The sequence below is a fragment of the Robertmurraya kyonggiensis genome (genome assembly GCF_005116465.1).
GTDB classification, from domain to species: Bacteria; Bacillota; Bacilli; order Bacillales; family Cytobacillaceae; genus Robertmurraya; species Robertmurraya kyonggiensis.
In genome coordinates, this window is record NZ_SWBM01000012.1 from 35,824 (window position 1) to 47,623 (window position 11,800).

Below are 11,800 nucleotides of genomic sequence, written 5' to 3' on the forward strand. Positions count from 1 at the left end.
ATCTCCCTTTATAAGTATCGTAAAACGATTTCCACTAAACGTTTGTTGTCTTCTGAAGAAACTTTTTCGGCTAATCTTGCTCCTGCAATTATAGGTGCCCATTGGAAAATCTCATCTCTTGTTAACCCAGTATTTTTGCAGTAATAGTTTAAATATAGTTCTGCCAATTTCACCGAAGTCTGTGAAAATAATAAATAGGTTCTATAAACGTCTGCGCGAATATCTCCAAAACTGGAATCCACCCAATCTATCACATAAACTTTTTCCTCGTTCATGATTAAATTAAAAGGGTGAAAATCTCCATGACACAGCTTTGGTTCATATTCGATTGAGTTTAATCTTCTTAACAATTTATACTTCTGCTTCTCATTTAGTAGAGATGGCATTTCAATCTGACGATACAGTTTCTCTGACATTGGCTCAAGTGAATCCGAGTCGACCACCATATCATGAAGTTTTTGCTGATCATCCACACAGATGCTTATGTAATGTTCAGCCTCCTCCATATTGTTCATTAATAGATCGCCTACAGTTTCCCCATGTATATATTCCATAATGATTGCCGGTCTACTATTAATCTCTGTTATTTCAAATATTTTAGGGACGCTTAGTCCACATGTGTAGACGTATTCTTGTTTCTTTGCTTCATATAATGCTTCGGTTGGGGGCAAATGATCTTTAAATACTTTAATGATTTTATCATCGTAAAGAAAAAGATCGGCAGTATTGCCATTAGCAATTGGATTAACTAGGTTCATTTTTTCACTCCCTAATAAAATCAATTATTTTTTACACATTGATTAATTTATACGGAGGTTCTCTTTATTTCTTGTATACATTTCATTATGGTGTCTCCGAAAGACCTAACATCAGATAAATAGTCATAGCCATCCGGTGAACCAAAACTATTAAACATCCTTACTGCAACAAGCTCTTCTTGTGGGATTACGAGCAAAGTTACACCTGTATAACCTAGTATCTGGTATGAACCTTCTGGAACTTCTGCACCTATCTCCGATTTCCTAGCGTTTAAATCTTTCACAAACCATAAAAAACCATTTTGCGGTAAGTCTTGATCTATCAGCGCTGGGCTATGTACGGATGTGGCCAATTGTATGATCTCTTTGGGAACAATTTGTTTACCGCCAATTTGCCCGTGGTTGAGATGTAAATATCCCCAGTAGGCTAAGTCACGTGCTGATACGTACATGTTCATCTTGTCGCCTTCTGTGCTGTCGCTTGATCTCCAATTTTTGTCTTGCTCATCACTAAGGATTACATCTACCAGTTTTTCATGTTTTTGCGCATACCAATTGGATTCCATTAAACCGAGTGGCTCGAATACTAGCTCGTGAATAATATCGGATACAGTTTTTGTAGTCGTTTTTTTAACTATTTGAGTTAAAGTGTCAATGCCAATCTGTCGGTATGTCCAATTTTCCCCAACGGGATACTCACGTATAACCGTTCCGTCTTTTTGGTGTAAACCGTGTGTATGAGTTAATAAATGCCTGATTGTTGTGGCCCTCCAGATAGTCTCATCAAGTTCCGGAAGATATTTTAAGACGAGGTCATCTATGTTTTCTATATGACCGTAATACACAGCGTATGCGACGGCAAATCCGATATAACTTTTTCTAACTGAAGCTACATGAAATTGAGTATCTGAGCTAACTATCCTTGCGTCACTTTTATTCGATTGTTTTCCGATATATTCCTCTAAAACAACAGAGTCTTTATGTATGACGATAACTGAGGACCCAGAACAAATTACCTGATTAAATGTGTTATGAACATGCTCTAAAACTGAAGAATAATGATGATTGGTTTTAGATTTGAGAAACAAGATAAAAAATGCCTCCGATCGTTTCGTTTTTTATACAAGATAATAATTCGATTTTCGAAATCTTGATCCCTCTTTTAGACTGAAAGAACACCTGCGTACAAGTAACCAATTCACCTAATAGCCTACCAATGAACTAGAAATTTATGGTTGACGGAACCTTACACGAGGAGTAAACTTACATATAACTTCACTTTGCTAATATGTTAGCGAACTAAAGGATTCGGAAAATTTCAAAGGTGGGAATATTGTGAGCCAGCTATTTATGTTTGAAAAGCCTTTAGGGATGAGAGATACATTACCTGAGCTATATGAAGCAAAAAGCCAGGTTCGAAACGCAATTGGAAATGAAATGAAGCAGTGGGGCTATCAATTTATGGAGACGCCCGCTCTTGAATATTACGAGACGGTTGGAACGGCATCAGCCATTTTAGACCAACAGCTTTTTAAATTACTAGATAGTCAGGGACACACGCTTGTCCTTCGTCCAGATATGACGGCACCGATTGCGAGGGTGGCGGCGTCGAAACTATTAAAAGAGGATTTGCCTTTAAGACTTGCCTACTCAGCGAGTGTGTTCAGAGCCCAGCAACGAGAAGGTGGAAGGCCAGCTGAGTTTGAACAAATTGGGGTTGAAATGATTGCCGATGAAACGGTCAGTGCGGATGGAGAAGTGATCGCTCTGATGGTTTCAGCACTCAAGCAAGCAAACCTAGAAAATTTTCAAATTTCTGTTGGCCATATTGGATTTGTACAAGAGTTATTCCTGCAAATTTTAGGCACAGAGGAACGAGCCCAGTCTTTGACGAAGTTTTTATATGAAAAAAATTTTGTAGGCTATAGAGAACATGTGAAAGGATTAAATCTTTCTTCGATAGATAAGCAACGACTGTTGGACTTTCTAAAGCTCAAGGGTGGAGAGGAAGTTCTTGATTTTGCGCAGAGCCTACTCGAGAACGGAAAAGGAAGAGAAGCGCTTCTCCAACTCCAGCAGCTCTGGGAAATCGTAGTTGATTACGGTGAACAAGAGAAGCTCAAGTTTGATTTAACACTCGTGAGTCACATGAGCTATTATACGGGGATATTATTTGAGGTGTATGCGGACCAGGTTGGATTTCCTATTGGAAACGGGGGACGCTACAATCTTCTCGTTGAAAAATTCGGCAAAACAACAGGAGCGACTGGATTTGCGCTAAGAGTAGACCGATTACTTGAAGCATTAGGAGAGTTGAAAAAGGCAGAACCGGCTCATTGCATTCTATTTTCGGATGAACGCCGAAAGGAAGCTTTTCAACTTGCCAGAGATAAGCGCGGTGAAGGTGTAAAAGTGGCGCTTCAGGATATTAATGGAGTAAAAAATATCGATCAATTCACTGAGCAGTATGGAGAAGTAACCTTTTTAATCGGAAAAGCAGGGAGGGGGAACGAATCGTGAAAGACTTGATTACGATTGCTATGCCAAAAGGAAGAATTTTTGAAGAAGCAGCAGACCTTCTTCGCCAGGCAGGCTATGAACTCCCACCTGAATTTGAGGATTCACGAAAATTGATTATAGATGTGGAAGAGGAACGCTTTCGCTTTATTTTAGCAAAGCCAATGGATGTTCCTACATATGTAGAGCATGGAGTGGCTGATTTAGGAATTGCCGGTAAAGACGTCATGCTTGAGGAAGAACGAGATGTGTACGAGCTGCTAGATTTGCAGATTAGTAAATGTTATTTAGCGGTCGCAGGCCTTCCGGGAACGCGAATGAATGATGTTGCCCCAAAGATAGCGACCAAATATCCGAATGTGGCGGCCCGTTACTTTCGCGAGCAAGGGGAGCAGGTAGAAATCATTAAGTTGAATGGTTCGATTGAATTGGCTCCTCTTATCGGGTTATCGGACCGAATCGTTGATATTGTTTCAACGGGCAGAACCCTTGTCGAAAACGGACTCGTGGAATATGAACGGATTGTTGATATTACTTCCAGATTAATTGTCAATCCAGTCAGTTATCGGATGAAGGATGAGCGGATTAATGAGCTTGTGGAGAGACTTACGAGCGTAATGCAAGAAGGGGTGAAATTAAGATGAAAATCCTACAGGTGTCCGACACTCTTTCTATTAAAAGGACGGTTGACAGTGGCACGGAAGAACAGCTTTTAGCTGTAAAGGCCATTATTGAGCAGGTGAAAAAAGAGGGCGATGCAGCTGTTAAAAGATATACTGAGCAATTTGATGGAGCGGTGCTTGACTCGCTCCTCATATCAATGGAAGAAATCGATGAAGCTTATGCGGACCTTGATGATGAGATGGTCGCAATCATTCAGGAAGCTGCTACTAACATCCGCACCTTTCATGAAAAACAGCTTCGTCCATCGTGGATGACGACAGAGGAGAACGGCACGATTCTTGGACAAAAGGTGACTCCACTTGATTCAGTTGGTCTCTATGTGCCGGGTGGAACTGCTGCTTATCCTTCTTCTGTTTTGATGAATGTTGTTCCTGCAAAAGTGGCTGGGGTGAAACGAATTGTGATGGTTTCTCCACCTGGGAAGAATGGAAAAATTCCTGCGGCAGTTCTCGTGACCGCGAATATAGCAGGCGTTAAGGAAATTTATAAAGTTGGCGGAGCGCAGGCCATTGCTGCCTTAGCCTATGGGACCGAAACGATTCTTCCGGTTGATAAAATTACGGGACCGGGAAACATCTATGTGGCTCTTGCGAAGCGTGAGGTTTACGGGGATGTGGACATTGACATGATTGCCGGACCAAGTGAGATTAGTATTTTAGCAGATGAAACAGCTCGGGCAAACGAGGTAGCGGCAGATTTGCTATCGCAGGCAGAGCATGACGAGCGAGCATGTAGTGTGCTAGTTACGACTTCCGAAACGTTAGCTTATGAAGTAGCTGCTGAGGTAGAAAAGCAACTGGCTGAGTTGCCTCGAAAAGAGATTGCAGCAAAGGCAATAGAGAACTTTGGTGCCATTTACATAGCACGCGATATGGATGAGGCAGTTGTAACTGTTAATCAACTAGCCCCTGAACACCTTGAAATCATGACAGCAAATGCGATGGAGCTACTCGGAAAGATCAAACATGCTGGAGCGATTTTTATCGGAAGATTCAGTTCTGAGCCGGTTGGTGATTATTTTGCTGGAACAAATCACGTTTTGCCGACGAATGGTACAGCGAGATTTTCCAGTCCCCTCAATGTAGAGGACTTCCAAAAGAAATCAAGTGTGATTATGTATAGCGAATCAGCTTTTCAAGAGAATGGTCAAAAAATTGCTTCCTTTGCCCGCTTAGAGGGGCTAGAAGCTCATGCCCGAGCGATTGAAGCTCGGTGGAAATAGGTTAGGAGGAATGAAGGATGAGCAGAACGTCAAGTATCACGCGAAAAACGAATGAAACGAGTATTGAGCTTTCGTTGAATATAGATGGAGAAGGGAAATCCAACCTTGAAACAGGTGTCCCGTTTATGACTCATATGCTTGATTTATTTACGAAGCATGGTCAATTCGATTTAACGATTGCGGCCAATGGTGATACAGATGTAGATGATCACCATACGACCGAAGATATTGGGATTTGCCTTGGTCAGGTGTTACGAGAAGCCCTGGGTGATAAAAAAGGCATCAAACGTTATGGCAATGCTTTTGTTCCAATGGATGAAGCCCTTGCCCAAGTCGTTGTCGATTTGAGCAATCGTCCGCATCTCGAAATGCGTGCGACGTTCCCGAGTCAAAAGGTTGGAACCTTTGATACGGAGCTTGTCCATGAGTTCCTCTGGAAGTTAGCGTTAGAGGCACGAATGAATTTACACGTCATCGTCCATTATGGCCAAAATACTCACCACATTATCGAAGCGATTTTCAAAGCGTTGGCTCGTGCTTTAGATGAGGCCACAACGATTGACCCACGAATCAAAGGAATCCCCTCCACGAAAGGAATGTTATAAATGATCGGAATCATTGATTATGGGATGGGGAATTTGTTCAGTGTTAGCAAGGCGTTGGAAAGACTAGGTGTCAACTACTTCATTTCAGAGCAAAAAGAACAACTGCTCTCAGCAGACGCTCTTATTTTACCAGGAGTCGGAGCTTTTCCAGATGCGATGGAACGATTAAATGAGACGGGCTTAACGGAAATGATCCAGCAGTTCGTTGAATCGGGCAAACCACTTCTCGGTATTTGTCTCGGGATGCAGCTTCTATTTGATCAAAGTGAGGAGAATAAGCTGACCAAAGGTCTCGCTATTTTACCAGGGGAAGTCGTTCGTTTTACTGGGGAAGATTATAAGGTTCCTCATATGGGCTGGAACAGGCTGATATTCAACAACTCATCTACGATTCTAGCAAATATTGAAGAGGATTTTGTTTACTTTGTGCATTCCTATTATGTGAAAACTTCTGCTCAGGACGTGGTCATTGCAAGCTGTGAATACGATGTGGAAGTACCAGCGGTAGTTGGGCGTGGCAATGTGTTTGGCATGCAATTCCATCCTGAAAAAAGCGGCAAGCTTGGCATGGAGCTGCTTCGCAATTTTACCGAGTTAACAAAGGAAAGGATGTCTCAACTATGAGCTTTACCATTTATCCAGCAATTGATATGCGCGGCGGCAAGTGCGTCCGCCTTCTTCAAGGAGATTATGAAAAAGAAACAGTTTATGGGGATTCCCCTTTTGATATGGCTCAGAAGTTTGCGGATGAGGGTGCAAGCTGGATTCATATGGTTGACTTGGACGGTGCGAAGGATGGCAAGCGGGTGAATGACCGTTTCGTTTTGGAGGCTGCTTCAAAGTTGAATGCTAAGGTGCAAATTGGCGGTGGAATTCGCACAGAGGACGATATTCTTCACTATCTCGAAAATGGAGTTGACCGAGTCATTATCGGGAGCATTGCCATTTCCAATCCGAAATTTGCGGTGGAAATGGTGCGTAAATATGGAAGTCAAATCGCGATTGGCATTGATGCGAAAGATGGGTATGTCGCGACCCATGGCTGGCTTAACACTTCAGAGATGAAGGCAATTGATCTTGGTAAAAGATTTGCCGAGACGGGAGCGGAGACGTTTATTTTTACCGATATTGCGACCGATGGAATGCTGTCTGGTCCGAATCTTGCGGCCGTAGAAGAAATGGCGCTTGTAACGAAGAAGGAAGTCATCGCTTCAGGTGGTGTCAGTCAGTTAACTGACTTAACGGCCTTAAAGAAATACGAGGGAAGCGGCGTCAAAGGGGCAATCGTTGGAAAGGCCCTGTATGAAGGCAGATTTTCGGTGGCAGAAGCTTTGGTGGAGGTGAGGTAAATGTTAACGAAACGAATTATTCCATGTCTCGATGTAAAGGATGGACGCGTGGTCAAAGGGGTTCAATTTGTTGAGCTTCGTGATGCAGGAGACCCAGTTGAACTTGCCCGTTTTTATGATGAACAAGGGGCGGATGAGTTAGTCTTTCTTGATATTTCTGCCTCACATGAAGGAAGAAAAACAATGGTTGAAGTAGTAAAGGCTGTTGCATCAGAACTTGCGATTCCATTTACCGTTGGGGGAGGAATTAAATCGTTAGAGGAAATGAAGGTTCTGTTGCGTGCGGGCGCGGACAAGGTTTCATTGAATTCCCCAGCCGTGCAAAATCCGGATCTGATCACAGAAGGTGCCAATTTTTTTGGCTCCCAATGCATTGTTGTCGCGATTGACGGGAAATACGATGAAGAGCTTGGCTCTTGGCGGGTGTACACACATGGGGGAAGAGTGGCGACCGATTTAGAAGTGATTTCTTGGGCGAAGGAAGCGGTGCGCCGCGGAGCAGGGGAAATCCTCCTTACAAGCATGGATTGTGACGGTGAGAAAAAGGGATTTGATTTGGCACTGACGAAAGCAGTTAGTGAAGCGGTCTCGGTTCCGGTTATTGGTTCTGGTGGAGCTGGCAATGCTGAGCACTTTGCGGAAGCTTTTGATGAGGGAAAAGCAGATGCGGCTCTAGCGGCATCGATTTTTCACTATAAAGAAACATCGGTAGAAGAAGTGAAGACATTTTTGAAAAATAAGGGTGTGAACGTGCGATGAATTTGGAACAGCTCAAGTTTGATGAAAAAGGATTAATTCCGGCCATTGTCCAGGATGCGGGCACGAAGGAAGTGCTGACCCTTGCTTATATGAATCGTGACTCTCTAGAAAAGTCGCTGGAGACGAAGGAGACGTGGTTCTACAGCCGTTCACGTCAAGAGCTATGGCATAAAGGGGAAACAAGCGGAAATACGCAAAAAATTGTGCAAATCAAATACGATTGTGATCAGGATGCCCTTGTGGTACTCGTTGTGCCTGAGGGTCCAGCTTGTCATAATGGGACCACTAGTTGCTTTACAGAGAGTCTAGTTGGGGATTCGGTGGCTAGTAGTCTTGAAGACTATCGAATCTTACAGTCGTTGCAACAAGTTATTCACCTTCGTGAACTGGAACGTCCAGAAGGAGCATACACAACCTATTTATTTGAAAAAGGCGTCGATAAGATTTTGAAAAAGGTTGGCGAGGAAGCGTCTGAAGTCATCATTGCGGCGAAGAATCGTGATGCGGAAGAGTTAAAATGGGAAGCAGCGGACCTCCTATACCATTTACTCGTTCTTCTAGAAGAGCAAAAGCTTCCTTTTACTGAAGTTTTGAAGGTTCTTAATAAGCGTCATGAATCGAAAGAGTAGCAATGACAGTCGGGTTGTTGTATCAAAATAGCAATATAAGCGGAGTTTTTTCCGTTATATGTAGAATGGAGCTTGTTTCGAGGCAAATAAGCGGAAATTTTCCGATTAGGCAACCGCAATAGCTCTCATTTTCGAATATTTCGAGTCAATAGGCGGAATCTTTCCGTCTATTTAGCTTTTTTTAAAGCCAATTGCTTAATTAACCGTAAATTTTCCCGCTATTTTTCAGCTCGGGGTGCTATTGCTCCAAGGTTTTTGAGTGCGGAAATAATAGTACTCTAAACTGTAAAATCGGACTGGACAAATGTGGCAAAATGTCCATCAACAGTAACGGATTACGATTCCTGCAAAGGTACCAAATACCCCTTATTTGTGGTATACTTCTTTGGTATATCTTGAAATGATGGAGGATTCCATGAGTAAAGACTCGAAAGCAACAAAATCAACAACAGGAATACTGCTATCTTTTACACCGACGGGTGAGTATTACTTCACAAAAGGGTTGAAGGCTTACCAACGACGTGATAATCATAAAGCACTTAAATATTTAGAACGAGCGATGCAGCTCGAGCCAGGGGAGCCGATGATCGCTTGCCAATTAGCGATTATCCTTTCAGAAAACGGAAAATATCAAGAGGCGAATCGTCTCCTTCATATGATTCTAGAAGAATGGGATGAGGACATGGTGGAATGCCACTATTTTCTCGCTAACAATTATGCTCACCTTGGGTTATTTAAGGATGCTTACCAGCATGCTTCTCTCTATATGCGACTTGAAGGCGATGGGGAATTCGCGGAAGATGCAGAGGATCTTCTCGACCTCTTGACGCTTGAAGCAGAAGACATGGAAGAGGACTTTTACGAGCATGATGATTTGATCTCGAAGCAAGAAGAAGCGCGTGAACTTCTTGAACTAGGAGATTTTCCAAATGCGGTGAAGCTTCTAAAGGAAGTGATTGAGGAGTTTCCAGAATACTGGTCTGCCTACAATAACTTAGCCTTGGCCTATTATTATTTAGGTCAGAAGCAGCAAGCGGCTGATCTTCTAAATGAAGTCTTGGAAAAAAATCATGGCAATCTTCATGCCTTATGTAATAAAGCGGTGTTCTCTTTTTACGAGCAGGATTGGGGCACGGTCAAAGAAATCAAGGAAATTCTTGAAAAAGTAGTGCCGATGTCTGCTGAGCACCAATTTAAGCTTGGAACAACTTTCGCGTTAATCGGCGATTATGAATTAGCTTATTCGTGGTTAAAAAAGCTCTACAAGCAAGGATTTGAAGGTGAAGGTCCGTTTTACTATTGGCTTTCTTATTCGGCTTATTATACTGGAAGAATGCAAACGGCTGAAAAAAGCTGGCAGAAGGTTCTTCAGATTAATCCGGAAAAGGAAGGGCAAGAGCCTTGGAATAAGTCGAAGTCGACTGTTCAAGGATTTGAGAGTAGTCAACGGGTTGCTGAGAAATACCTAGTAGAGACCCATGTAGAAGAGCGCTTATTTGGTCTATTTCTATCTTCATTTTCCGCTAAAAAGGCTGAGATTCTGTCTTCTTTTAAGGCAAATAGTTCAGTGGAAAAAGAGTATCTGCAATTCTTAACAGGAAAGATAGATACACATATTGCTCACCAAACGGCTATGGCGTTGTATCAATTCCACCAACCGATTGGAAAAGCCAATGCTACACTTTTTATGATGTGTTTTTTATTATGGGCAAAAGCCGAAGATGTCCAAAATCTAAAAAACGAAAAAGCTCTTGCAGCGGCTTTGGAATATACATGGAGAAAGCTTCACAAAGAGAAGGTATCGCAACAGTTTGTGGCGGACCAATATGAGCTATCCCTATCCACCGTGCAAAAATATATAAAAATTGTGAAAAGCTACAACCTGTGAGCATAATCTTAGACTTAATGGCTGTCGTTTTATAGGATATGAGTAGATAGGAAATACTATTCGCAGGTTGTTTTTTTACAAAGGAGTGGGGTACACATGTCTGAAGAAAAAATTTATGACGTGATTATTGTTGGAGCTGGTCCAGCTGGAATGACAGCTGCTGTATATACATCTCGTGCAAACCTTTCGACATTAATGATTGAGCGTGGAATACCTGGTGGGCAAATGGCTAACACAGAAGATGTTGAGAATTATCCAGGCTACGAATCCATTTTAGGACCTGATTTATCTACGAAAATGTTCGAGCACGCGAAAAAATTCGGTGCGGAATATGCGTACGGCGATATCAAAGAGGTCATTGATGGGGAAGAATACAAAACGGTTATCGCAGGCTCTAAAGAATATAAGGCTCGTGCCGTCATTATTTCGGCTGGTGCTGAGTATAAAAAGCTTGGAGTACCAGGTGAAAAAGAGCTTGGTGGACGTGGCGTTTCTTACTGCGCAGTATGTGACGGAGCATTCTTCAAACAAAGAGAATTGCTTGTTGTCGGTGGCGGAGATTCAGCAGTCGAGGAAGGTGTCTACTTAACTCGTTTTGCATCGAAGGTAACGATTGTTCACCGTCGTGATGAATTACGTGCTCAGAAAATCCTGCAGCAACGTGCATTCGATAACGAAAAGATCGAATTCATCTGGAATCATACGGTTAAAGAAATTCATAGCCAGGATGGTGGAAAAGTAGGCAGTGTTACTTTAATGAACACGGTTGACGGCTCAGAACAAGAGTTCAAAACAGATGGTGTCTTCATTTATATTGGTATGGTGCCACTTTCTAAGCCATTCGAAAAGCTTGGAATTACGAACGAAAATGGCTATATCGAAACGAATGACCAGATGGAAACAAAGGTACCTGGTATTTTCGCGGCTGGAGATATTCGCGAAAAGACACTTCGCCAAATTGTAACTGCAACAGGCGATGGCAGTATTGCTGCTCAAAGCGCACAGCACTACATTGAAGAATTACTTGAAACTTTAAAAGCGAAAGCATAACGTTGTGATGTCTCAAATGGTTGTCTTTTAGGCGACCATTTTGGGGCATTTTTGTTTTTTTTTGGAGGGTCTTGACTTGGTTTTAGAAAAATGTATTCTTGATGAACGACCATGTGAAGGACATTTTTCAGATAGAGCGGGTAGGTAATGTCTTCGTGAAAGGCTCATGCGGACGTTGTTGAGATAGAGTGGGTAGATAGTGTCTTTATGAAGGGCCTGAGACCACTGAAAAACATTTCCATAAAAATGGAAACCACAAAGATTTAATCAAAAAGAAAAAAACCTCCATTTTGGTATAATAGAACTGTCGAAGAACTAATAACCAAATGGGGGTTTTTT

12 protein-coding genes are annotated in these 11,800 nt (G+C 42.3%); 10 read left to right on the top strand and 2 right to left on the bottom strand.

Going from position 1 to position 11,800, the window contains the following annotated elements:
• Positions 1-8: 8 nt before the first annotated feature.
• Together FA727_RS23015 and FA727_RS23020 are read right to left on the bottom strand one after the other, a co-directional pair.
• Complete coding sequence (locus FA727_RS23015; RefSeq protein WP_136833798.1) at positions 9-758, bottom strand: phosphotransferase family protein; 750 nt, start codon at positions 756-758, stop codon at positions 9-11.
• Positions 759-805: 47 nt separating this feature from the next.
• On the bottom strand, positions 806-1,846 hold the full coding sequence (locus FA727_RS23020; protein ID WP_136833799.1) for a serine hydrolase domain-containing protein: 1,041 nt from the start codon (positions 1,844-1,846) through the stop codon (positions 806-808).
• A 247-nt stretch (positions 1,847-2,093) separates the two neighbouring features.
• Between FA727_RS23020 and FA727_RS23025 the strand changes: the two genes are divergently transcribed.
• The 10 genes from FA727_RS23025 (at position 2,094) to trxB (ending at position 11,461) form a co-directional block, all read left to right on the top strand.
• The gene (locus tag FA727_RS23025) at positions 2,094-3,278 is read left to right on the top strand and encodes an ATP phosphoribosyltransferase regulatory subunit (protein WP_136833800.1); all 1,185 of its coding nucleotides are present in this window, start codon (positions 2,094-2,096) and stop codon (positions 3,276-3,278) included.
• Complete coding sequence (hisG, locus tag FA727_RS23030; protein WP_136833801.1) at positions 3,275-3,919, top strand: ATP phosphoribosyltransferase; 645 nt, start codon at positions 3,275-3,277, stop codon at positions 3,917-3,919. Before FA727_RS23025 ends, hisG begins: the two co-directional genes overlap by 4 nt.
• Entirely contained in the window at positions 3,916-5,181 is a 1,266-nt protein-coding gene (gene hisD, locus FA727_RS23035) for a histidinol dehydrogenase (RefSeq protein WP_136833802.1), read from the top strand. The genes hisG and hisD overlap by 4 nt, the downstream gene beginning before the upstream one ends.
• Before the next feature lie 17 nt (positions 5,182-5,198).
• Entirely contained in the window at positions 5,199-5,786 is a 588-nt protein-coding gene (gene hisB / locus FA727_RS23040) for an imidazoleglycerol-phosphate dehydratase HisB (RefSeq protein ID WP_136833803.1), read from the top strand.
• A complete protein-coding gene (gene hisH, locus FA727_RS23045; RefSeq protein WP_136833804.1) occupies positions 5,787-6,410 on the top strand; it encodes an imidazole glycerol phosphate synthase subunit HisH in 624 nt (207 codons plus the stop codon). It abuts the gene before it with no gap.
• Positions 6,407-7,135 carry a 1-(5-phosphoribosyl)-5-[(5-phosphoribosylamino)methylideneamino]imidazole-4-carboxamide isomerase gene (gene hisA / locus FA727_RS23050; protein WP_136833805.1) on the top strand — a complete coding sequence of 243 codons (729 nt, stop codon included), beginning with the start codon at positions 6,407-6,409 and terminating at the stop codon, positions 7,133-7,135. The genes hisH and hisA overlap by 4 nt, the downstream gene beginning before the upstream one ends.
• Complete coding sequence (gene hisF / locus FA727_RS23055; RefSeq protein WP_136833806.1) at positions 7,136-7,894, top strand: imidazole glycerol phosphate synthase subunit HisF; 759 nt, start codon at positions 7,136-7,138, stop codon at positions 7,892-7,894. It abuts the gene before it with no gap.
• Entirely contained in the window at positions 7,891-8,523 is a 633-nt protein-coding gene (hisIE, locus tag FA727_RS23060; RefSeq protein ID WP_136833807.1) for a bifunctional phosphoribosyl-AMP cyclohydrolase/phosphoribosyl-ATP diphosphatase HisIE, read from the top strand. The genes hisF and hisIE overlap by 4 nt, the downstream gene beginning before the upstream one ends.
• A gap of 415 nt (positions 8,524-8,938) precedes the next feature.
• Positions 8,939-10,411: a tetratricopeptide repeat protein gene (locus FA727_RS23065; RefSeq protein ID WP_136833808.1), complete on the top strand. Its 1,473-nt coding sequence runs from the start codon at positions 8,939-8,941 to the stop codon at positions 10,409-10,411.
• A gap of 96 nt (positions 10,412-10,507) precedes the next feature.
• Positions 10,508-11,461 (top strand): thioredoxin-disulfide reductase, encoded by a 954-nt coding sequence (trxB, locus tag FA727_RS23070; RefSeq protein ID WP_136833809.1) that lies wholly within the window; start codon positions 10,508-10,510, stop codon positions 11,459-11,461.
• Positions 11,462-11,800 lie beyond the last annotated feature (339 nt).

Coding starts and splice junctions, on each gene's coding strand:
- FA727_RS23015 (WP_136833798.1), bottom strand. CDS start 758: ATGAACCTAGTTAATCCAATTGCTAATGGCAATACTGCCGATCTTTTT.
- hisD (WP_136833802.1), top strand. CDS start 3,916: ATGAAAATCCTACAGGTGTCCGACACTCTTTCTATTAAAAGGACGGTT.
- hisB (WP_136833803.1), top strand. CDS start 5,199: ATGAGCAGAACGTCAAGTATCACGCGAAAAACGAATGAAACGAGTATT.
- hisH (WP_136833804.1), top strand. CDS start 5,787: ATGATCGGAATCATTGATTATGGGATGGGGAATTTGTTCAGTGTTAGC.
- hisA (WP_136833805.1), top strand. CDS start 6,407: ATGAGCTTTACCATTTATCCAGCAATTGATATGCGCGGCGGCAAGTGC.
- hisF (WP_136833806.1), top strand. CDS start 7,136: ATGTTAACGAAACGAATTATTCCATGTCTCGATGTAAAGGATGGACGC.
- hisIE (WP_136833807.1), top strand. CDS start 7,891: ATGAATTTGGAACAGCTCAAGTTTGATGAAAAAGGATTAATTCCGGCC.
- FA727_RS23065 (WP_136833808.1), top strand. CDS start 8,939: ATGAGTAAAGACTCGAAAGCAACAAAATCAACAACAGGAATACTGCTA.
- trxB (WP_136833809.1), top strand. CDS start 10,508: ATGTCTGAAGAAAAAATTTATGACGTGATTATTGTTGGAGCTGGTCCA.